The organism is Paenibacillus sp. MAHUQ-63 (assembly GCF_028765165.1).
GTDB lineage: Bacteria > Bacillota > Bacilli > Paenibacillales > NBRC-103111 > Paenibacillus_E.
On sequence record NZ_JARADB010000005.1, the window covers coordinates 62,998 to 83,880 of the forward strand.

The following is a 20,883-nucleotide window of genomic DNA, read 5'->3' on the forward strand; positions in this document are numbered from 1 at the left end:
ACGCCGAATGTGGACCTTGTTCTTCTCCTTGCCGATCTTCGCATGGGCGATGTACGACTTCGCGAATACAATTTTCTCCTCCAATATCGTGACTGTCTTTTATCCTTTTTATTTAAAAGAAACCCTCGGAAAAAGCGAAGAGCTCAATCAGATCGCCAGCACCTTCATCACTTATTCCAATGCGGTCTCCAGCTTCTTTCTCGTCCTTCTCTCTCCCCTGTTCGGGGTGTGGATCGACCGTACAGGACGGAAGAAAGCCTACCTCGTCCCCTTCACCTTGGTGGCGATCCTGTCCACGCTGCTCATGGGCGCTTCGGCGCTGTGGGATACGGATAAGCAATGGCTCGGGCTTAACGCCTCGCTGCTGGGCGTCATTTTCTTCTTCATGGTCGCCAAATTCTTTTACAATTCCAGCTTGGTCTTCTACGATTCCATGATCTCGGATCTGGGCAGCGCACGAGAAATTCCGATTATTTCCGGGATCGGCGTAGCCGTCGGCTACGTTGGCACATTAGTCGGTCTGATTGTATATCCTTTAATTAATGGCAATCATTTCGAGAATACATTCATTCCCAGCGCGCTGATGTTCCTGTTGTTCTCTCTGCCTATCCTGTTCCTCTACAAGGAAAAACCGGCGAAGCCCGTTAGCGGGAAGAAATCCCTGTGGAGCGGTTACCGGGAGATATGGGATACGTTCAAGGAAGCGCGCAAGTACCGCCCGGCCTTCCTGTTCATGATCGCCTACTTTTTCTTCAATGACGCTATCGCTACTGCCATTGCGGTTATGGCGGTCTACGCGAATACGGTGATGGGCTTCACGACAGGGCAATTCATTCTCCTGTACCTTGTCTCAACGGTATCGAGCATCATCGGCTCCTTCATCTTCGGCTATGTGGCCCGAAACATCGGCGCTAAGCATGCCGTGACCATCGTTGCCTGTATCCTTATCTTGGCAATTGCCACCGCATCGCTTACGACCAGCCAAAGCTTGTTCTGGGTTGCCGGCTCCCTGTACGGCGTCTCCATGGGTGCGATGTGGGTCACATCCCGGACTCTGATCGTCCAATTGACGCCCGAGGAGAAACGCGGCCAATTTTTCGGTTTATTCGCTTTCTCCGGCAAAGTCTCCTCTATTGTCGGGCCTGCGCTGTACGGATCGATTACTTTGGCGCTCGCTTCCGCCGGCAACACGGCCAGCCGCGTCGCGCTGGGCTCCCTGCTGCTGCTCGTCGTCGTCGGATTGATCGTGCATATGCGGTTGCCGCAGAAATTGCAATCAGCTTCCTAGTTCGTGTACAATAATTTTTAATCATAAGCGAAAGGTGTGAGAAGGATGAAGAGAGTTCGGATCGGACAGACCGGGAAGAAGCGTCTTTTCCTATTTCTCATTCACATGAAACACTAAAGCATTCATTGCTTTAGTGTTTTTTTTCGCACATATACACACACTCATTCTTTCAGGGACCGTCAAACTTTGTGAAAACCGAGAGGAGAGATCGATATGCGATATAAACGGGTACTCATTAAATTAAGCGGCGGTGCCGTAGCCGGGGAAAGCGAGTTCGGGTTCGACCCCAAGCAGTTGGATCATATTGCGAACGAAATCATGACCGTCGTAGCGTTGGGGGTCGAAGTGTGCCTAGTTATCGGCGGAGGCAATATTTTCCGCGGGAATATGGGGGAAAGCTGGGGCATCGAGAAAGCCGAAGCCGATAATATCGGGACGCTCGCTACGGTGATTAACAGCTTAATGCTGCGCGGCGTGCTGAAAGCGAAGACGGATGCGGAGGTGCGCGTCATGACCGCCATTCCGATCGCCTCGGTAGCGGAGCCTTTCATTCGGCTGCGGGCCATTCATCATCTGGAGAAAGGCTATATCGTCATTTTCGCCGGCGGCAACGGGCAGCCTTTCGTCACGACCGATTATCCGTCGGTCCAGCGCGCAATTGAAGTGAACTGCGAAGCGATTCTCGTTGCCAAGCAAGGGGTTGACGGCGTGTTCGACAAGGACCCCAAACACCACGAAGAGGCGATGCAGTACAAATCGCTTCACTATAACGACGTGATCCGGAACAATTTGAAGGTGTTGGATCAGTCCGCCTTTATTTTGGCCCGGGATTATCATATTCCGATTCACGTTTTCAATTTCGACAAGCCCGGCTCCATGAAGGACATCTGCGCAGGGCATAATACGGGCACGATTATCAGCTCCTCATCCAATCTGGTGTATCATTAAGCCCAGCCAATAAAGAGGCTGCCGCCGGCAGCCTCTCTCCTATGAGCTATTGCTTCATCAGTTTGCGAATCTCGGCAACCGGAACCTCAATGGTCTCGGCCACTTTTTCCGGGGAGAAGCCTTTTTGCAGAAATTTGCGTATGACTTCTTCCTTGCCTTTTTCAATCCCTTTCTCGATACCTTTCTCTAATCCCTCTTCCATTCCTTCCTCATACCCCCACCGTTTCCAAGCGGGCATGAAATCCATAATCGCTTCACCTTCCTCCGGATATTGTTCGCTTAGTTCTTTCAGTATCGCTTCTTCCTCTTCTTCATTATTGGGTTTGAAATATAAATCAGTATTATATGCCATTTTGGCCAGCAACGCAGCAGCGACCGGATTATCGGATTCGATAAATGTCCGCCAAGGCTTGCTCCGCAGTTCAACTTTGAGAAACTGAAACCGTAAAATATCGTACTCCGGAATCGCCATCGCTAAGAAGTCAGGCTCTATGTCCAGCAGCTGATCCAAGCGGGGGAAGAACAATTCGATAAACTCTTTGAAGAATGATTCCAGAAGCTTCTTAAAAGCCTCATCGTGGGGTACCGCCGCCCTTTTGTCCGGGCCGGATATTTCAACTTCCTCCATCATTTCATCCTCTCTATGTTAAAATTTGTGTGTTACACCTATAAGTATACAACAAAAAACCAGCCTGAGGGCTAGTTTATCTGCACGGGTAACCCGCGATTAAATCATCATCACATAGTAATCGTTCGCATTCTTCGTTCTGAAACCGCAGGATTCGTACAAGCCCAAAGCCCGTTCATTCTCGACGGCAACCTCCAGCCGGATGTCGCCCGCTCCCTTCTGCTGCTTGAGCTTATCGATGGTTTGGCTTAAAATCTGGCGTCCGTACCCTTTGCCGCGATGTTCCGGCAGCACGCAGAAGCCGTAGATGAAGCCGCCGCCATCCGTTCCTACCATAGCGCCTGTCTTACCGATCGGCTCTCTCTGGTCACCGAGCTCGGCTATCCATGTCCGCTCCTTCTCGCCGTTCATCGTTTGCGTCACATAACTTCTCGCCTCGTCCTCCGGCATGGAGAAGCCTGTCACATTCAGCTTCACGAGCAGCTCCGTATCCTGGGCACCGGCCGGGCGAATCGATATCGACTCGGCATCCAACGTCTTGGCAGCATCCTCCTGCAGCTCCATGACGTATTCCGAGAAGCTGTATACCGCCCCAAGCTGCAGTAAGAAAGCTTTGCCGCTTGCCGATCCCCGCTCATTGATGAAAATCACTTTCGGCACTTCCCTGCGCTTGCATTCGTTCAGAGCGGTTTGCACCAACTGGCCGAATATCCCCCGATTGCGCGCCTCCGGATGCACCATCCCGCTGATTTCCACTTCCGTAGACAGAAAGCTGTATATCGCCAAGAAACCGACAACCCGGTCATCTTGATAAAATAAAAAGTCATTCGTCACACCGGCCGGGCGGTCCGCAAGGGTGCTCCAGTTCAGCTTGATGTCAATATGGTCATGGCGGTTGCAAGTTTCCCAGAGCTTGCGAACGTCCTCCAGCTCCTGCGGCGACAGTCCTGCGCGTGATACAATTCCCTGTTTCACAATGTTGTCCTCCATATGATATAAAAGTAATTGCCTGAATTCGATTATACCTGCACAAGCTAAGACCTGGTTAGTTAATAAATCATTTTACATAAAGTTTCGTCAGTCTTTGAACGATTATTAGCATCCGGTCGTACTATTTAGGAATTCACACAGAGAGGGTGTCCGCCTTATTGTGGAAGAGCACGAATCGATTCGTCTGGCTATGCGGGGAGATCGCACCGCTCTGTCCCGGCTGCTGCAGCAGCATTATGACTTCGTTTACAAGTATTTGCTGAAAATAACGCTGAATCCGACCCGGGCGGAAGACCTCACGCAGGATACGATGATCCGCTGTATCGAGAAAATAAAACTGTATAACGGCACCTCCAAATTCTCCTCCTGGCTTATCACAATGGCTACGCGGCTGATGATCGACCAGAGCAGGCGCAGCAAGCGCGAGAAGCTGTGGCAGGAAGAGCAGCAAGCGCTGTCCCTGCGCCAGGTGCAGTGGCAAGCCGCAAGCCGGAACGAGGCGTGGCCCGATGTGCTGAACGCCTTGGCCGAGTTGCCCCAGGACAGCCGGATTCCAGTCATTCTCAAGCATTATTATGGCTACACGTATGAGGAAATCGGCGAGATGCTCGACATTGCGGAGGGCACCGCCAAATCGCGCGTGCATCACGCCTTGAAACAATTGCGAAAGGAGCTGACGTAGATGGACGACAAACACATAATGCCGCATAAGAGCGGCCAGAACTTGGACATGGACGACCGTCTTGACAAGGAGGCCGTTCAGCGGCTCCAAGAAGGACTTGACGCACTGGATCATCTGTTTCCAGCCCATCAGCCTCATGCCGCATGGTTTGACGAGCAGATTGCAGCAACACAGTCGAAGCAGCGTTCACAGCTGCTTGGCGATCTGCTCAAGCTGTGGGTCGCTGCGCTCGTGCTGCTTGCTCTGCTGTTCCTGACCGCAGCCTCGCTGCCGGCAGCCTTCCTTACCATTCAGCTGCTCGCAGTAGTCGTGCCCGTCGCATGGCTGATCCTCCGAAAGCGGGTGAGCTCGCATGAAGCATGAAGAATGGGATAAGCTGCCCCTATGGGCTTGGATCGGCATCGCTCTGATTCTGCTCACGCAGAGCACCTGGCTGTTCGTCGATGCGCGCAGGCGCGGCGCCCGCTATCCGTGGTTTTGGGGCATCTGGGGCATCCTTCAAGCGCCGACGCCGCTGATCGTTTATTTATTTGCGGTGCGGAAGATTCACCGCTGGTTCAAGCGCACGGGACGATGAGGAACCTTCGCCAATAACGATGCAAAGCCAGCCCCTACAACGGAGCTGGCTTTTATCATAGCGCATGACGGGCATATTCTTCGGGTGTCTGGCCGATGATGGATTTGAAATCTTTGATGAAATGCGATTGGTCATGATAGCCTAGATCCGTCGAAAGCTGAGCCCAGTTCGGCTTCTCCCTCGTATCGCTCGTCTCGGCTGCATTCTGAATGCGAGCCAGCTTAATGACCCACTTGGGGCTGACCCCCACATAGTGATCGAATAGACGCTGCAGCGTCCTTTTATTCACTTGGAAGCGATCGCACAGCGTGTCCACCTTGGTGACATCGGGCTCTTGATTAATATAATCAATCACCTCGTTGATGAACGCCACCTGCACATCCCGCTCGGGAAGCTTCGGACGAATTACACGCTCCACCAGTGCAGCCATCCGCCTCTCGTCCTCTTGAGCGAAAACCTTCTCCTCCAGCGCAAACGGATCTGCACCGAATACCTCTTGCACGCTCAGCGGGCTGAGCTGCATACCGGAAACCGGCCGCTTCACGAACGGATAGAAACCGCCAGGCTTGAATTTGACGCCAATTACACACCCTTGTCCCTGCAGGACATGTCCGTACTTCTCTTTGCCCGGGCCGTAAATGGCGGATCGCCCTGGCTCCACGATCATATTGACGCAGGGGTTGGGAATCACATGCTGCGTATAGGGGTCTTCGCCTCTTAAATCCCAACGCACAATCCAGAAGTGGCGAATAAAATAAGCCAAATCGTCCGCGGGCTCCAGCCGGGAAAGCTGGAATTTGCGCACGCCTTGCTGCAGATTCATAATCCCAAGACTGGGCTTAATGAGATCCGACATAGTGCCATCCCTCCTTGTCGCGTTTTTACAATACAGGGGAACATACAATCCTATATGATAAGTACATTACCTCCATTACCTCATGAAGGAGTGACTTTCAGTTGGAACTGAGATATGAATTTTATATTGGCGCAACATGCAAAGAAGTATGGGATATTCTAATAACACCGGAGGGAACACGGAAAACTCTCTTCGGCAGCGTACTGGAGTCGACCTTCGAGATCGGTTCCGATTACCGCTATGTAGGGCCTGGCAATGACGGCGACGAAACCGTCCATGTCTACGGCAAGGTTCTGGCCTATGAGCCTGAGAAGCTGCTGTCCTGTACGGAGCACGCGGGTCCGTCCTACAATCCGAATCATGCGGATTTCCAGTCCCGGATCACCTTTACGCTCGAGACTGTCGGAACCTGCACGAAGATGACGCTCGTGAACGATGAATGGACGCCGAATCACCCAAGCTTCGAAAGTACGAAAGCAAGCTGGTGGATGATTCTGAGCAATATTAAGACGCTTGCGGAGACAGGGAAGACGTTAGACTTCGGTTGGTAAAAGGGGCAGTCCTTCGGTCAGCAGATCTGACTCGAAGGACTGTCCTTTCGCTATTATAACGGCAATAGAGCGAGCGAAGCTTTTCCTTCTAGCCCCTCCACCATCGCGTGCCAAGCCTGCGGCTTGTTCTCCAATACGGAATAATAGCGCTTCAGGAATTTCACGACAAGCGCCGCATCCAGCTCGGTCATCTCCTCATCGGTCGGCAGGAAACAAAGATCGAGCTCTTCGACCGCTTCGCCGTTGTTCTCCCAGGACGGGTGCACATACGGGAAGTCGATCCGCTTATAGCCCAAATGCGACAAGACCTCGCGCCGCACGTAAGGATCCATCGTTTTCACGCCGCCAAATTCATGGCCCTCGATCCGGTATGGATCATAGATTTCGGCGAACATGCCCACCATCCGCTTGCCGGATTCGGCAGCCAGCGCCTCCAGATCGCTCCAGCGCTTGCGCGCCAGGAAACGGCCGATCCCAAGCCCGGCTTGGCCGATGATCGTGAAATCCGTCATCGCGACCTGGAAATCGTCATAGTACCGATACTCCGTCGTGCCGACGACCTTCCCTTCGTGCACCGCAACGAACACCCGGATGCCGGGGTCTTCCAGCGGTTCTTTCCACAGGCTGAATTCCAGCACCTCTTCGGGCGGAAAAACTTCCTTCATCAAATTGTGCATCTCGCGAAATAAAGGGTTATCGATACTTGTTATCCGTATGTAGTCCATTGACGTGCTCAATCTCCTTCGATTTCAAATTTTCAATTTCAAAAACAGACGATCACTGCCAAAAAGGGTTTCGCCACTCCATCAGCAGCGCATAGTTCAGCGACTCCGCATCCTCCAAATAATCAGGTACCACCCGGACCGGCGTGCGGCCGCAGCGCAGGAGGAACGTAATGACTGGGTCCTTATACACCCCAGCTATGACAGCGTCGGCGTAGTCTTCCGCACTCATCGCCGCGGCATACCGGTGATATCCCGGCATCCGTCCGCCGCCGAGCAGCCTGCGCAGCCCCAGATGAACGACGACTTCGTACATGGACTGCATCATCCATTTCCCAAGACCGAATTTGCGGTACGCGGGCATGACACCAATATCGACGATATATAGCGTGTCCCCGTCCGGGCGGTGCGTGCGGATATAGCCGTCATCGGTCAGCGCCGACCAGCTGTGGTCGGCCGCATGCTCCTCATGGTAATCGACCAGCAGCCCTGTCAGCGAGCCGACGATCTGCCCCCCGACCTCCACGCAAAGCGCACCTTGGGGGAATCGGGTAATATGCTCCGTCAGCTGCTCCTCGTTCCACCACAGCTCGGACGGAAAGGGAGGGGGAAAGCTTTCCTGCTGCACCCGAATCAGCGCCTCGAAATCCGTTCGGCCGTAATGCCGGATGACCGCCTCGACCGGCCTGCTGCCGTCGAAAACGAACAGCTTTTTATAATACAGATTAGCGTCTTTCTCACCTGCTCCTGCATCCATCGCATGACACCTCCTTCTGACCCACTCATAGCCTGCCTATGCCCAGTCGGTGTATAGGTCCGTTCTGCGGTCGCGCCATGTCGTTACGGAGCCTCTCTCGCGGACAACGGTCAACAGGTCCAAATCCAAATCGGCCGTGACCACCATATCATTATTGATCTCGCCTTCGACCAGAATGCCCCGCGGAGGGAAAGGCACATCATTCGGGGTAATGACAGCGGCTTGTCCGAAATTCGCCCGCATGAAATCGACCGTCGGCAGCGCACCGACCGTGCCCGTCGTGACGACATAAATCTGGTTCTCAATCGTCCTCGCATGGCAAGTGTAACGAACCCTGTGGAAGCCGTGGCGATCGTCCGTGCAGGACGGTGCGAACAGCACGTCGGCCCCGCGCGCGCGGGCCATGCGGACAATTTCCGGGAATTCGACGTCGTAGCAGACGAGGATCGCAATGCGCCCTTTGTCCGTGTCGAACACCTGCAGCGAGTCCCCTGCCCCCATGTTCCATTCCTTCACCTCAGTCGGGGTGATATGCAGCTTCTTCTGCTCCGCGATGCGCCCGTCGGGATAAAAGAGGAAGGCCGTGTTATACAGCTTCCCCTCTTCGGAAGTAATGTGCGTACCGCCGATAATATGCATGCCGGACTGCTTCGCCAGCCCCTGGAACAGCTCCCGGTATTGCTCCGTGAACGCAGGCAGCGCCTCGATCGGCAGCGCCTGGCCCTGCTCATCGCCAATCGACATCAGCTGTGTCGTGAACAGCTCTGGGAACAGCACGAAGTCCGCCTCAAACTCCTGAGCCACTTTCACATAATGCTCTACCTGCGCCGCAAACTCATGAAAACTATGGATGGTATGTAAATGGTACTGAACCGCCGAAACGCGCATTTTCATCTCTTCATTCTCCTTCACTTGTGAACTTGTCACCGCCTTCCCGCTTAGGGCTGTAAGCGGATAAGTATTCTCCCGCGGACTTTCCCTGCCAGAACTTCCTGTGCTGCTCCGACAGCCTCGTCTAAGCCCACTTCCTTATAGACCATCCGCTCCAGCATAGCCGGTTTCAGACCGCCAGCTAGACGCTGCCAGATCGGTCCGCGAATTTCAGCCGGACAATAAGCCGAGTCGATACCTAATAAATTCACGCCGCGCAATATAAAAGGGTATACCGTGGCGCTGAAGTCGCCGCCTCCCGTTAACCCGCTGAGGGCAACGGAGCCGCCGTATTTCATCCGGCTCAGCACATAAGCCAGCGATTCGCCGCCGACGGGGTCGACACAGCCGGCCCAATATTCCTTGCCGATCGGCTTGACTACGGAAGGCGACAGATCTTCGCGCGGCACGACCCGCTTCGCCCCCAGATCCAGCAAGTACGCGTGATCGGCCGCCTTCCCTGTGCTTGCCTCCACCTCGTAGCCAAGCGCAGCCAGCATCGATACGCTGTTGCTGCCCACACCGCCGGTCGCTCCGCGAACGAGCACAGGTCCCTTCTCCTTGCTCAGCCCGTTCTCTTCCATGCGATGGATGGAGAGCGCAGCCGTAAAGCCTGCCGTTCCGAGGATCATCGCCTCCCGATGAGACAGGCCCTGCGGCAGAGGGACCACCCAATCGGCCGGAACGCGCGCATACTCGCTGAACCCGCCGAAGTGCCCCGTACCTAGCTCATAGCTGGTCACCAGCACCTCATCGCCCTCGCGGTAGCGCGGATCCGCCGAAGCGGCGACCGTCCCCGCCAGGTCAATGCCCGGCACCATCGGGTAGGTGCGTATGACGCGTCCGTTCGGACTGCAGGCCAGCGCATCTTTATAATTAATTCCTGAATATCGTACACGTATCGTCACTTCACCCTGCGGCAAATCCTCCATCCGCAGTTGTTTCACTTCGGCAGCAAACCGCTCCTCTGCCCGTTCCAGCATCAATGCCTTAAAGCTGTCCATCCGGCTTAGCCTCCCTGTTCATGAAGGATTGCATCAAGTGACTTGATTTTCCAACTTCCACCTAATTTAGTTTACTAGAATCGGGGTCGGGATTCAAAGGTGCGATTCGTTTAAATCCAAAAAAAGCCCCCGGCCCAAACCCGGACCGGGAGCTCCTTACTATTGCTGCTGCGCAAAGCCCGCAGCCGCCAAAAACCGTCCGAACGCCGCTTGACCGGCTTCGTCGCGTTTGAACACGCCGGCGTCGAGCAGCACGTCCATGAACTTGCTGCCGACCTCCGCCTGCAGTACCGCCTTGGCGGCGTCCGCCGTCAGCGAGGCGCCATACTGCGCGAGCATCGCCTCGATCCACGCCGCATGCTTATGCAGCGGATGCGCGGCATCGCTCTGAATCGCGCTGCCGTAATCGGCTGCGCCGGTGAGGATCTGCGCGATATCCGCCAGCTCCTCTTGCAGTCGGCCTGGCAGCACCGCCAGCCCCATAACCTCAATCAAGCCGATGTTCTCCTTCTTGATGTGGTGCAAGTGCTGATGCGGATGGAAGATGCCATCCGGGTGCTCTTCCGAGGTGCGGTTGTTCCGCAGCACCAGATCCAGCTCGTATTCGCCCCGCGCGTTATTGCGGGCGATTGGAGTGATCGTGTTATGCGGAACAGACTGTCCATCCTTCTCGCTGAAGGCGAGGATGTCCGCTTCCGCATCGCTGTACGCGCGCCAGTCGTCAAGCAGCTTGCTGGCCAGCTTGTAGATCGACTGCTTGCTGTGCCCGCTCAAGCGGATAACCGACATCGGCCACTTCACGATGGCAGCCTTCACGCCGGCATAATCCGCGTGTGTGAAGGTTTGCTCGCTCGGCGCCTTCTCCATCGGGAACTGATGGCGGCCGCCTTGGAAATGATCGTGATTCAGGATGGAGCCGCCTACGATCGGCAGATCCGCGTTGGAACCGATAAAGTAATGCGGGAACTGGTCGATGAAATCCAGCAGCCGGTAGAACGTGTTCGCTGTCGTTTTCATCGGGATATGCTTCTCATGGAAAATGATGCTGTGCTCGTTGTAATACACGTACGGCGAGTACTGGAAGTACCACTTCTCATTGTCGAGCTCCAGCGGGATAATCCGCAGGTTCTGCCTTGCCGGGTGATTCACCCGGCCTGCGTAGCCCAAGTTGTCCGCGCAGAGCAGACAAGCCGGGTAGCTGCTTTGGGGCAGCGTCTTGAGCAGGGCGATTTCCTTCGGATCCTTCTCCGGCTTGGACAGGTTCACCGTAATTTCGAGTTCGCCGTAAGCGGTACCCGCTAACCAGTACTCGTTCTTCTGAATACGATCCATTCGAATGTAATTGGAATCGATCGATTGTTTATAGAAGTAATCCGTCGCCGCCTCGACGCTGACCGTCTTGGCGGTATGCCAGAATTGATTGACGACTTCGGAAGGGCGCGGCATGAGCATCCCCATGATGCGGGCGTCCAGCAGATCGCGGTACGTCGTCGTGTTCTCTTCCAGCAGCCCTGCTTCGAAGGCAGCGTCGAGCAGTTCTTCCAGCAGCGCCACAGGGCTGCTTAGCCGCTCCTCCGGCACTTCCCCGGCATAAGGCTCTGCCAGTCTGAATAGATCGAGCAACGCATTGCGTGAAGTATAGACATCCAGCCCTTGAATCAACTCATTCTGGATCGCGAATTGAAGAAGTCTTTCGATCGTCAGCGCCGTGTGCGCTGGCGCTTTCACTGTCCGTTCCATGTGTCACTTTCCTTTCCTAAACCGGGCTATTCCGCATAACCATTCGGGTTATTCTGGTGCCACTGCCATGCGCTTGCGATGATCTCCTCCAAGGAATCGCGGGTCGGCTTCCAGCCAAGCTCCGCTCTCGCCCGCTCGGAAGAGGCAATCAGCGTAGCCGGATCGCCTGCCCGGCGCGGCTCAACGACGGCCGGAATCGGATGTCCCGTCACCTTGCGGGCGATGTCGATCACTTGCTTCACCGAGAAGCCAGTGCCATTACCGAGATTGTAAATGCTGCTGGGAGCTCCGCCGCGCAGCTTCTCCACCGCAAGCACGTGTGCGCTGGCCAAGTCGCTGACGTGAATATAGTCGCGCACACAGGTGCCGTCTTCCGTCGCGTAGTCATCGCCGTAGATAGAGATGTGAGCTCTTTGGCCCAACGCGACTTGCAAAATGATCGGAATAAGGTGCGTTTCCGGACTGTGATCTTCGCCGATTTTACCGCCCGCATGCGCGCCGGCCGCATTAAAGTAACGAAGGGAGACATATTTGATGTCATGGGCCGTGTCGAACCATTTCATCATTTTCTCCATCGCCAGCTTCGTCTCGCCATACGTGTTCGTCGGCAGCGTGCGGTCGCTCTCGAGGATCGGAATATTCTCAGGCTCGCCGTACGTGGCGGCCGTCGAGGAGAAGACGATATTCTTCACGCCGTATTGATTCATTTTCTCCAGCAGGCACAGCGTACCATACACATTGTTATGATAGTATTTACCCGGGTTCGTCATACTTTCACCGACTAACGAATTCGCGGCGAAATGGATGATCGCGTTGATGCTATTCTCTGTAAACACGCGGTCTAGAAATTCACCGTCACGCAGATCTCCAACATACAGCTTGCCGCCAAGAACGGCCTCCTTGTGCCCCTGCTGCAGATTATCGACAATTACGACTTCTTCTCCTTTATCCAACAGCTCAGCTACTGCATGCGAACCGATATACCCCGCTCCACCTGTGACTAGAATCGCCATTTACAACGCCTCCCCAATTTGTTCGACACCATTGCCAATATCGCAAACGTAGAAGCTCGGCGTCAAACCTGTAATTTCCGTATATTCCTTGCCGACTTGCTCGATAAATGTTTGAACGCTGTCTTCGTGAACCAACGAAACCGTACATCCGCCGAAGCCTGCACCTGTCATGCGAGCTCCGAGCACACCCGGAACCTTCAGCGCAGCCGCAACCATCGTATCCAGCTCCAAGCCGGTGACTTCATAAAGATCGCGCAGAGAATCATGCGAACCGATCATCAGCTTGCCGAAGGATTCGAGATCGTTCTTCTCCAGCACCTCGATCGATTTGAGCACACGATCGATTTCTTCGACAACGTGCTGCGCTCTGCGGCGAACCGTCTCGTCGGGGATCAGGTGCTTGTATTCGTTGAACTGTGCAAGGTTCAGTTGTCCCAGCAGGGTGATAGACGGGAACTGCTTCTGCAGATAAGCGACCGCCTGCTCGCATTGGCTTCTTCTCTCATTATAAGCGGAGTCCACAAGACCTCTGCGTTTGTTCGTGTTGCCGATCACCAGCTTGTAGCTGCCGCTCTGGAACGGCACGTGGCGGTATTCCAGCGTGTCGCACATCAGCAGGATCGCATGATCCTTCTTGCCGTTCGCTACAGCGAATTGGTCCATGATCCCGCAGTTGACGCCAACGAACTGGTTCTCTGTTTTTTGCGCCAACAGGGCTATTTTGACCGTATCAACCGGGTACTTCTCCAGCGTTTCCAAGGCGAAGGCTGTAACAACCTCGATTGAAGCCGAGGAGGACAGGCCGGCGCCGTTCGGGATTTCACCGTGGAACAACAGATCGTAGCCTTTCGTTACCGGAAAGCCCTCTTGAGCCAAGTGGACGAAGATGCCTTTCGGATAGTTGATCCAGTCGTCTTCTTCCCGATAAGCGAAATCGTCTATGGAAATTTGTTTGCGAAGTGCCAGATTGGTCGATGCAAATTGGACAACGCGGTCTTGTCTCGGACGAATGAGCAGGGTCGTTCCGAACGTTAACGCCGCCGGAAACACATAGCCGCCATTATAATCCGTGTGCTCGCCGATCAGATTGACCCGGCCCGGAGCATGAAACGCTGAAATTGCCGCCCCGGAATCTCCGTAAATTTCAATAAACGTGTCTTTTAATGCTTGCAAATCTGCCATTCGGGCACCGCCTTTAGTATTTAATAGGATTGCTGCAGGAGCAAGTTTGTAACTTCAGTATAAGAGAAACTGCAGCTATTGGCTATGGAGGCATGTAATTTCCACATGGATAAATGTGATTTCACACATGGTCCCTGTACGCCAAATATGGTACATTGAAAGGAAACCGAGGACCTCGCGATAGGAGTTGTGAGAAGCCATGCCTAACAAGGAAAGCTATTATGTCGTTTCCAATCCGCTGCCGCCCGGGGAAGGCGCTTTGACCGTCCTTTTTGCCGGAGAAAGCCAAACGAAGCCCGTCCACCGTCTGGGACCCAAAGTGTATGACTACTACCTGATCCATTATGTCATCTCGGGAAGAGGCGTCTTCTCCTCGCGGGGGGAGGAGTACGAGCTTGGTCCCGGGGACAGCTTCGTGATCGAGCCCGAGCAGCTGATCAGTTATGTATCGGACGAGCACGACCCGTGGCACTACTGCTGGATTGCCTTTACGGGCGAGCAAGCGTCCGAGCTGATCGCATCGGCAGGCATCAATCCCCTGCGGCCTATCATTCATAACACCCGCAATCGGCATATCCCCGTTATTTTCCGGCACATTCAGCGGGCGCTGCGCACTAGGCATACGAATGCGCAACTTAAGTCGATAGGTTACTTATACCAACTGCTAGGCGAATATTGTGAGGCTTTATCGGCCTCAACTGCCGCAGGATTTGTTGCTGAAGCCGAAAGCGACCGCGTTGTCCAACAAGCAATCCACTATCTCTCCACCCAGTACGCCGAACCGATCACCATCGAGATGATGGCCGAGAGCTTGGGCTATAACCGCGCCTACCTGTCCCGTCTCTTCAAACGGCATACGAAGGTGACCCCGGTGACGTTCCTGCTGAAGCTGCGGGTCGATAAAGCGCGCCAGCTGCTGCGCGAGCGGCTGGAATTGACGATTGAACAAATTTCATCGTCTGTCGGTTTTTATGATCCGCTATATTTCTCCAAACAATTCCGCCGCTTATACGGCGTCTCACCAAGCGAATATCGCAATCAAATCAAATCGCTGTAAGAACGGCAAAAAGAGCTGCTTCAGGATCGTCTTGATCCTGGGCAGCCCTTTCCTTTATTTCAGTTTAAACCGGCTGATCTGTTCTTGAAGGTCCACAGCCATAACGCTGAGCGACTCCGAAGATGCGGAAATCTCCTCCATCGACTGCAATTGCCCGCTTGAAAGCTTCGCTATCTCCTGCAGCTCCTGCAGCGCTTGCTTCACGACGCCTGCCGTTTCTTGCGCAGAGGCCGCCACTTCCTCCGTCCCTGCCGATATTTCCTCGGAGGCTGCCGACACCTCCTGAATCTCATCATTGACACTGCGAACCGATGTCAGAATGGATTGGAACACTCCGCCCGCCGTCCGCACCAGCTCCGCACCTTTCTCCACTTCGTCCAGTCCGGCGCGCATGGAGCCGGATGCTTCCTTGGTCGCCGCAATCGTCTCGCTAATAATTGCGGTGATGTTCACCGTCGCTGCGCTGGTCTGCTCCGCCAGCTTCTTCACCTCGTTGGCGACGACGGCGAAGCCGCGGCCATGCTCTCCAGCCCGTGCCGCTTCGATGGAAGCGTTCAAGGCTAGCAGGTTCGTTTGCCCGGCAATCCCCGCAATGAAGCCGGCAATTTGGCGAATTTGCTCGGATTTCTCCTCCAGGCCGAGCACCAAGGCTGCCGTATGCTCGACGACATGGCTGACCTCCTGCATTTGAACGATAGCCTGCTGAATGTCCCCGTTGCCTCTGTCTGCTTGCTGCACAACACCTTGCACCGTTTCCGACACGCCGGTTGAAGATTCCGCTATTTTTTGCACGCCGGACGACATTTCAACCATCGCCGTCGAAATTTGTTCGGAAGCCTGGTAATTCGCTTCCGAGCCTCCGACTACTTGCTTGACGGCAAGCGTGATATGCTCGGAGGATTTCGTCGACTCGTTCGCGATCGCCGTCAGCTCTTCGGAAGACGCCGCGGTATGGGCGACGGCATCCGATATTTTCCCGATGATTTGCGAGAACGAGTCGAGCATGACATTAATATTTTTGCGCATGGAAGCCAGCTCGTCTTCTCCGCGAACCGTCAATCGCCCGGACAAATCACCTCCCCCTACTTGCTGCATCAGCGAAGAGATCGTTGTAATCGGACGGACGACCGCTCTAGCGACGACGATGGCAAGTACAGTAACGAGAATGGCGGAAATCACCAGCATGATGAGCGCATTGTTCTGAAGCTGATCCACTTTCTGATACACTTCGGACTGCTCGCCTGTCAGAACGAGCTTCCACCCTGTAGCGCCAATCGTCTGATAGGCTGCGGACTTTAAGGTGCCGTCCGGCTCCTTGTACAAAATGTATCCGTTTGCCTCCTTAAGAACGGTGTTTTTGTATAGCTCCATTTTCTCAGATGTAGAGGACTCCTCCAGCTTTTGGCCTGATTTCGTAGGGTGTACGAGATAAGTACCGCCAGCCGATAACAGATAACCATAACCCGTTTCGCCGAACTTGGTGTGATTGATGATCGACAAGATCTGCTCAGGCAGGAGGAACGATTGGATGACGCCGCGGAATTCACCCTTAATATCAACGATCGGCAAATCGATAATAATGATGTTTTTTCCGCTGCTGGCCTCCGTAACAATTTCGGAAACCGCCAGCTTCTTATCGGTGGCAGCCTTCTTGAAATTGTCGAATTTCGATGCGTCCACCTTGCCTCCGCCAGTGTCCGTCGATTGGCCCTGCGGGTCCACGTACGCCATTTTGTAAATCTCCGGATCGCTCTCCGCCATCACCTTCAAGATCGGCATAATCGTACTTGATTTGGCATTGACGAAGTCAGGATGCGCTTTGACCACAGACTGCAGCGAAGTAATTTTCCCATTCAGCCATGCATTCACCTCATTGGCCGTTAAATCGGCGATGTGGATCTGCTGTTCTTTTGTTCCCGTTTCCACCATTTTCGAGGATTGGTTCGTAAGAATCTGCATAGAGACCAGCAGTGGAATCAGCGAGACAGTGAGGAGCAGCAGCAGCATTTTGACCCTAAGCGACTTCGCTCCCGTTAACGTTTTGAATATAGACATCTATAACTTTCTCCCCTTTTCATCTATTTCTATGCCGCAGCATGAGATAACTGAAGCAGTATTTTCGTCATCGTTCGACACAATTCCTCTTTTATTCGACATTCCGGGAACTTAGGTGGTTTTGTGAGAAATCTCGTGCTATACGCGTACATAACAAAGAGACCACATCACAACGTGTTGCGGTCTCTTTGGGCTTCAGCCCCCGATATCCTTCCTACTATGCAGCAAAAGAAGCCAACGCCCTGTAATCAGGGGGTTGGCTTCTTCCCAAGGTGGTGCTGATTTTACCGTTTGCCCGGATCGTAAGGCTCGCCAAGCGCCGACGGCGCTTTTGCCCGGCCTACAGCTCCCGCCAACACCAAGATCGTCAGCACGTACGGCAGCATGTAGAGAAACTCCTGCGGGATATTCTTGGAGAAATCGAACAGCCGCATGAAGTTATTCAGCGCCTGCGCCATCCCGAAGAAGACGGCTGCGCCAAGTGCGCCGAACGGATGCCATTTGCCGAAGATCATCGCGGCCATCGCGATAAAGCCCTGGCCGGAGATCGTGTTATGCGAGAACGCGCTCGTCGTCGTCAGCGTAATCGTCGCACCGCCAAGCCCGCCGAGCAGACCGCTGATGAGAACTGCGATATAACGAACGCGCTTAACTTTAATCCCCACCGTATCCGCAGCGCTCGGATGCTCGCCGACGGAGCGTAGGCGCAGACCGAAAGGTGTTTTGAACAGCACGTAGTACGTTAAAGCAACAAGAATTAAAGCGATATACGTTGTCGGATAAGCCGTGAAGATCGCGTACCCGATATACGGAATTTTCGATAATAGCGGGAATTCCCACTTGGTGAACACATCGTTCAACGTTTCCGTCTGACCGGCGCCTTCGAACAGCACCTTCACCAGAAACAGCGTAACGCCGGCGGCCAGGAAGTTGATGACTACGCCGCTGATGACTTGATTCGCCTTGAAGGTAATCGTCGCTACGGCATGAATGAGCGCGAAGATGAGCGCAAAGACCATAGCCGTCAGCAAGCCGATCCATGGCGACCATACGCCCATATTCGCTTCTTCGGCGTAATATGCCCCTACGGCGGAAGCGAAGGCGCCCGATACCATGAGCCCCTCGATCCCGATGTTGACCACACCGGAACGCTCTGAGAAGATACCGGCCATCGCGCCGAAGATCAGAGCCGTCGAATAAACGAGTGTCGTATTAATTAGTTCACTGAATTTCGTGAAAAACGCGTCAAGCATTGTGAGCAGGTCCATGTTACGACGCCCTCTCTTTCTTGCGTTTGCTATAGAACGGGATGAGCACCCATTTGACGATGCCTTGCGTAGCTACGAAGAATATAACCGAACCGATGACGATACGGATAATCTCCGGCGGCACATCGGCACCAAAGCTCATCCCCGCTGATCCGTAAGATAAACCGCCGAACAGCGCGGCTCCGAGGACAATCCCGAGCGGATTGTTAGCGCCTAACAAGGACACAGCGATGCCGTCAAACCCATAACCCGGGGAACCCGCGGCAACGACCTGATAGTGGAACACGCCGAGAATTTCGAAGACGCCGCCCAGCCCGGCGAAAATACCGGAAATGAACATCGCTTTGATAATGTTGCGATTCACGTTCATCCCCGCATACTTCGCGGCGTCGATGTTATGGCCGACGGCGCGCAGCTCGTAGCCCTGCTTCGTTTTCCATAGAATCACATAGAATACGACTGCTGCGAGGAGCGCCACCAGGATGCCCCAGTGAATCCGCGCATGATTCATCAAATCGGACAACCAACCGATGCTGAGTGAAGCCGTCTCTTGAATCATATAAGAGCGCTGCTGCTTAGGCTCTAATAGGAACGTATTCACGATATAATTGGACAGGAACAGTGCGATCCAGTTGAGCATAATCGTGGTAATAACTTCGTTAACGCCGCGTTTGGCTTTCAAATAGCCGGCGATAGCTCCCCAGAGACCACCAAGCAATGCACCCGCGATGACCGCTAACGGAGCATGAATGATCCAAGGAAGACCCGTCACTTTCACACCGATGAGGGTAGCCCCTGTCATGCCCATCACGAACTGCCCCTCGGCACCGATATTGAACAAGCCCGTTCGGAAAGCAAAGGCGACGGACAGCCCCGTCAGAATGAGCGGTGTAATCGCCCGGATCGTTTCCCCGATGTCGTACGAGTTGCCGAATACACGTGCGAACAGCGCCCCGTAAGCCGCTATCGGATTGTAGCCGCCGGCCAGCATGACGAGCGCTCCGAACAGGAGCCCGAGCACAATCGCAACGATCGGATTCACAGCGGATTCACTTGTAAAAATACGAGCAACCTTATTCATGAGCCGCTCCTTTCCCCGTGCGCTTGCTGCCGGCCATGAGAAGTCCGATTTCCTGATCGTTCGTCTCCTGCGGAAGCACCTCGCCCACAATCTGTCCTTCATAAATAACGGCAATGCGGTCCGATACGTTCATAATCTCATCCAGCTCGAAAGAAATCAGCAGCACCGCCTTGCCTTTGTTCCGCTGCTCGATCAACTGGCGATGCACGAATTCGATCGCACCGACATCCAATCCGCGCGTAGGCTGTGCGGCGATGAGCAGATTTGGATTCTTGTGTATTTCCCTGGCAATAATTGCTTTCTGTTGGTTGCCCCCCGATAAAGAACGGGCTTTATTGTAAATGCTCGGCGTCCGCACGTCGAACTGCTTGATCAGCGTTTCCGCATGGCGGTCAATCGCCTCATAATTGAGGAATCCTCCCTTGTTGTAAGCAGGGTGGAAGTACGTCTCCAATACCATGTTCTCGCTCATGGAGAAATCAAGGACAAGCCCGTGCTTGTGCCGATCCTCCGGAATATGCGACAAACCTGCCTCCGAGATTTGTCTCGGCGTCATATTCGTAATGTCGCTTCCGGCGAGCAGCACTTGTCCACGATCAACCGGGCGCAATCCCGTCAACGCTTCGATCAGCTCGCTCTGTCCATTGCCGTCCACGCCGGCGATGCCCAGCACTTCCCCTGCACGCACTTCGAAGTTAAGCTCCTTGAGCGCAGCCAGTCCCTGCTGATTCCGCACAACCAAGTTCTTGACCTGAAGAACGGGCTCTCCAACCTTGACCTCTTTCTTATCCACCTTGAAAGAGACATCCCGGCCGACCATTTTCTCGGCCAGAATTTGCGGATTCGCGGTGGCGCTAGCGATGGAATCAATCACTTTGCCCCGTCTGATAATCGTCACCGTATCTGCAATTTCCATAATTTCTTTCAGCTTATGTGTAATGAGAATGATGGATTTGCCCTCTTTCACGAGATTGCGCATAATCACCATCAATTCGCTAATTTCTTGCGGCGTCAGTACTGCTGTCGGTTCGTCAAAAATGAGAATATCGGCGCCGCGATACAGCGTTTTCAAGATTTCAACGCGCTGCTGCATGCCGACGGAAATGTCTTCGATCTTGGCTTTCGGATCCACGCGAAGCCCATACTGCTCAGAGAGCTTGCGCACTTTCTCTTGCGCAGTCTTGTAATCGACATTCAGCCCTTTTTTGGGCTCCATGCCCAAAATGATATTCTCCGTTACGGTAAACGGCTGAACTAATTTGAAATGCTGATGCACCATCCCGATGCCCAGCTCAATCGCCCGATTCGGGCTGTCAATCGCAACTTCCTTGCCTTGCACTTTAATGTGACCTTCGTCCGGCTGATACAGCCCGAACAAAATATTCATCAGCGTGGATTTACCCGCGCCGTTCTCACCAAGCAGAGCGTGAATCTCACCCTTCATCAGCTTCAGCGAGATGGCGTCATTCGCCACAATGCCCGGGAACCGCTTGGTTATGCCGTTAAGTTCAACAACAGGGACTACTTCACTCATCAGATCACCCTAGGATCAAT

21 protein-coding genes are annotated in these 20,883 nt (G+C 54.0%); 7 read left to right on the forward strand and 14 right to left on the reverse strand.

Annotated elements, in window-relative coordinates; genetic code table 11:
* Window positions 1–7: 7 nt before the first annotated feature.
* Together PUT07_RS26250 and pyrH are read left to right on the forward strand one after the other, a co-directional pair.
* Window positions 8–1,288: an MFS transporter gene (locus PUT07_RS26250; RefSeq protein ID WP_274471993.1), complete on the forward strand. Its 1,281-nt coding sequence runs from the start codon at window positions 8–10 to the stop codon at window positions 1,286–1,288.
* 213 nt (window positions 1,289–1,501) lie between these two features.
* Window positions 1,502–2,236 carry a UMP kinase gene (gene pyrH, locus PUT07_RS26255; protein ID WP_274471735.1) on the forward strand — a complete coding sequence of 245 codons (735 nt, stop codon included), beginning with the start codon at window positions 1,502–1,504 and terminating at the stop codon, window positions 2,234–2,236.
* A 46-nt stretch (window positions 2,237–2,282) separates the two neighbouring features.
* Here pyrH and PUT07_RS26260 read toward each other — a convergent pair whose 3' ends face one another.
* A complete protein-coding gene (locus tag PUT07_RS26260) occupies window positions 2,283–2,867 on the reverse strand; it encodes a hypothetical protein (RefSeq protein ID WP_274471736.1) in 585 nt (194 codons plus the stop codon).
* Between the two features lie 96 nt (window positions 2,868–2,963).
* Window positions 2,964–3,839 (reverse strand): GNAT family N-acetyltransferase, encoded by an 876-nt coding sequence (locus tag PUT07_RS26265; protein ID WP_274471737.1) that lies wholly within the window; start codon window positions 3,837–3,839, stop codon window positions 2,964–2,966.
* Window positions 3,840–4,014: 175 nt separating this feature from the next.
* On the opposite strand from PUT07_RS26265, the gene sigY reads away from it, so the two are divergent.
* Genes sigY through PUT07_RS26280 form a run of 3 tightly spaced genes read left to right on the forward strand, consistent with a single transcriptional unit; the run spans window position 4,015 to window position 5,113 of the window.
* The gene (gene sigY, locus PUT07_RS26270; protein ID WP_274471738.1) at window positions 4,015–4,536 is read left to right on the forward strand and encodes an RNA polymerase sigma factor SigY; all 522 of its coding nucleotides are present in this window, start codon (window positions 4,015–4,017) and stop codon (window positions 4,534–4,536) included.
* Window positions 4,537–4,899 carry a DUF5345 family protein gene (locus PUT07_RS26275; protein ID WP_274471739.1) on the forward strand — a complete coding sequence of 121 codons (363 nt, stop codon included), beginning with the start codon at window positions 4,537–4,539 and terminating at the stop codon, window positions 4,897–4,899.
* On the forward strand, window positions 4,889–5,113 hold the full coding sequence (locus PUT07_RS26280) for a sigmaY antisigma factor component (protein ID WP_274471740.1): 225 nt from the start codon (window positions 4,889–4,891) through the stop codon (window positions 5,111–5,113). Before PUT07_RS26275 ends, PUT07_RS26280 begins: the two co-directional genes overlap by 11 nt.
* 55 nt (window positions 5,114–5,168) lie before the next feature.
* On the opposite strand, the gene PUT07_RS26285 is transcribed toward PUT07_RS26280, so the two are convergent.
* Window positions 5,169–5,969 (reverse strand): helix-turn-helix domain-containing protein, encoded by an 801-nt coding sequence (locus tag PUT07_RS26285; protein WP_274471741.1) that lies wholly within the window; start codon window positions 5,967–5,969, stop codon window positions 5,169–5,171.
* A 101-nt stretch (window positions 5,970–6,070) separates the two neighbouring features.
* Between PUT07_RS26285 and PUT07_RS26290 the strand changes: the two genes are divergently transcribed.
* Entirely contained in the window at window positions 6,071–6,520 is a 450-nt protein-coding gene (locus PUT07_RS26290) for an SRPBCC domain-containing protein (RefSeq protein ID WP_274471742.1), read from the forward strand.
* Window positions 6,521–6,573: 53 nt separating this feature from the next.
* On the opposite strand, the gene PUT07_RS26295 is transcribed toward PUT07_RS26290, so the two are convergent.
* From PUT07_RS26295 to PUT07_RS26325, 7 genes are all read right to left on the reverse strand, one after another.
* The gene (locus PUT07_RS26295; protein WP_274471743.1) at window positions 6,574–7,245 is read right to left on the reverse strand and encodes a GNAT family N-acetyltransferase; all 672 of its coding nucleotides are present in this window, start codon (window positions 7,243–7,245) and stop codon (window positions 6,574–6,576) included.
* A 52-nt stretch (window positions 7,246–7,297) separates the two neighbouring features.
* Window positions 7,298–7,966: a GNAT family N-acetyltransferase gene (locus tag PUT07_RS26300; RefSeq protein ID WP_274471994.1), complete on the reverse strand. Its 669-nt coding sequence runs from the start codon at window positions 7,964–7,966 to the stop codon at window positions 7,298–7,300.
* A gap of 69 nt (window positions 7,967–8,035) precedes the next feature.
* Window positions 8,036–8,893 carry a carbon-nitrogen hydrolase family protein gene (locus tag PUT07_RS26305; RefSeq protein ID WP_274471744.1) on the reverse strand — a complete coding sequence of 286 codons (858 nt, stop codon included), beginning with the start codon at window positions 8,891–8,893 and terminating at the stop codon, window positions 8,036–8,038.
* 44 nt (window positions 8,894–8,937) lie between these two features.
* The gene (locus PUT07_RS26310; protein WP_274471745.1) at window positions 8,938–9,933 is read right to left on the reverse strand and encodes an acrylyl-CoA reductase family protein; all 996 of its coding nucleotides are present in this window, start codon (window positions 9,931–9,933) and stop codon (window positions 8,938–8,940) included.
* Window positions 9,934–10,092: 159 nt separating this feature from the next.
* Window positions 10,093–11,673 (reverse strand): UDP-glucose--hexose-1-phosphate uridylyltransferase, encoded by a 1,581-nt coding sequence (locus PUT07_RS26315; protein WP_274471746.1) that lies wholly within the window; start codon window positions 11,671–11,673, stop codon window positions 10,093–10,095.
* A gap of 26 nt (window positions 11,674–11,699) precedes the next feature.
* Window positions 11,700–12,686, reverse strand: coding sequence for a UDP-glucose 4-epimerase GalE (gene galE, locus PUT07_RS26320; protein ID WP_274471747.1), 987 nt, complete (start codon window positions 12,684–12,686; stop codon window positions 11,700–11,702).
* On the reverse strand, window positions 12,687–13,868 hold the full coding sequence (locus tag PUT07_RS26325) for a galactokinase (RefSeq protein WP_274471748.1): 1,182 nt from the start codon (window positions 13,866–13,868) through the stop codon (window positions 12,687–12,689).
* 199 nt (window positions 13,869–14,067) lie between these two features.
* Here PUT07_RS26325 and PUT07_RS26330 point away from each other — a divergent pair, with 199 nt between their 5' ends.
* Window positions 14,068–14,925, forward strand: coding sequence for an AraC family transcriptional regulator (locus tag PUT07_RS26330; protein ID WP_274471749.1), 858 nt, complete (start codon window positions 14,068–14,070; stop codon window positions 14,923–14,925).
* 54 nt (window positions 14,926–14,979) lie between these two features.
* Here the strand turns inward: PUT07_RS26330 and PUT07_RS26335 are convergent, their stop codons facing one another.
* The 4 genes from PUT07_RS26335 to PUT07_RS26350 all read right to left on the reverse strand — a co-directional run bounded on the left by PUT07_RS26335 (window position 14,980) and on the right by PUT07_RS26350 (window position 20,863).
* Window positions 14,980–16,980, reverse strand: a complete 2,001-nt coding sequence (locus PUT07_RS26335) for a methyl-accepting chemotaxis protein (protein ID WP_274471750.1) — start codon at window positions 16,978–16,980, stop codon at window positions 14,980–14,982.
* A 284-nt stretch (window positions 16,981–17,264) separates the two neighbouring features.
* Window positions 17,265–18,248 (reverse strand): ABC transporter permease, encoded by a 984-nt coding sequence (locus PUT07_RS26340; protein ID WP_274471751.1) that lies wholly within the window; start codon window positions 18,246–18,248, stop codon window positions 17,265–17,267.
* A gap of 1 nt (window position 18,249) precedes the next feature.
* Window positions 18,250–19,329, reverse strand: a complete 1,080-nt coding sequence (locus PUT07_RS26345; RefSeq protein ID WP_274471752.1) for an ABC transporter permease — start codon at window positions 19,327–19,329, stop codon at window positions 18,250–18,252.
* Window positions 19,322–20,863 carry an ABC transporter ATP-binding protein gene (locus tag PUT07_RS26350; protein WP_274471753.1) on the reverse strand — a complete coding sequence of 514 codons (1,542 nt, stop codon included), beginning with the start codon at window positions 20,861–20,863 and terminating at the stop codon, window positions 19,322–19,324. The genes PUT07_RS26345 and PUT07_RS26350 overlap by 8 nt, the downstream gene beginning before the upstream one ends.
* Window positions 20,864–20,883: the final 20 nt, after the last annotated feature.

Coding starts and splice junctions, on each gene's coding strand:
- PUT07_RS26250 (WP_274471993.1), top strand. CDS start 8: ATGTGGACCTTGTTCTTCTCCTTGCCGATCTTCGCATGGGCGATGTAC.
- pyrH (WP_274471735.1), top strand. CDS start 1,502: ATGCGATATAAACGGGTACTCATTAAATTAAGCGGCGGTGCCGTAGCC.
- PUT07_RS26260 (WP_274471736.1), bottom strand. CDS start 2,867: ATGATGGAGGAAGTTGAAATATCCGGCCCGGACAAAAGGGCGGCGGTA.
- PUT07_RS26275 (WP_274471739.1), top strand. CDS start 4,537: ATGGACGACAAACACATAATGCCGCATAAGAGCGGCCAGAACTTGGAC.
- PUT07_RS26280 (WP_274471740.1), top strand. CDS start 4,889: ATGAAGCATGAAGAATGGGATAAGCTGCCCCTATGGGCTTGGATCGGC.
- PUT07_RS26285 (WP_274471741.1), bottom strand. CDS start 5,969: ATGTCGGATCTCATTAAGCCCAGTCTTGGGATTATGAATCTGCAGCAA.
- PUT07_RS26295 (WP_274471743.1), bottom strand. CDS start 7,245: ATGGACTACATACGGATAACAAGTATCGATAACCCTTTATTTCGCGAG.
- PUT07_RS26305 (WP_274471744.1), bottom strand. CDS start 8,893: ATGAAAATGCGCGTTTCGGCGGTTCAGTACCATTTACATACCATCCAT.
- PUT07_RS26310 (WP_274471745.1), bottom strand. CDS start 9,933: ATGGACAGCTTTAAGGCATTGATGCTGGAACGGGCAGAGGAGCGGTTT.
- PUT07_RS26315 (WP_274471746.1), bottom strand. CDS start 11,673: ATGGAACGGACAGTGAAAGCGCCAGCGCACACGGCGCTGACGATCGAA.
- galE (WP_274471747.1), bottom strand. CDS start 12,686: ATGGCGATTCTAGTCACAGGTGGAGCGGGGTATATCGGTTCGCATGCA.
- PUT07_RS26325 (WP_274471748.1), bottom strand. CDS start 13,868: ATGGCAGATTTGCAAGCATTAAAAGACACGTTTATTGAAATTTACGGA.
- PUT07_RS26330 (WP_274471749.1), top strand. CDS start 14,068: ATGCCTAACAAGGAAAGCTATTATGTCGTTTCCAATCCGCTGCCGCCC.
- PUT07_RS26335 (WP_274471750.1), bottom strand. CDS start 16,980: ATGTCTATATTCAAAACGTTAACGGGAGCGAAGTCGCTTAGGGTCAAA.
- PUT07_RS26340 (WP_274471751.1), bottom strand. CDS start 18,248: ATGGACCTGCTCACAATGCTTGACGCGTTTTTCACGAAATTCAGTGAA.
- PUT07_RS26345 (WP_274471752.1), bottom strand. CDS start 19,329: ATGAATAAGGTTGCTCGTATTTTTACAAGTGAATCCGCTGTGAATCCG.
- PUT07_RS26350 (WP_274471753.1), bottom strand. CDS start 20,863: ATGAGTGAAGTAGTCCCTGTTGTTGAACTTAACGGCATAACCAAGCGG.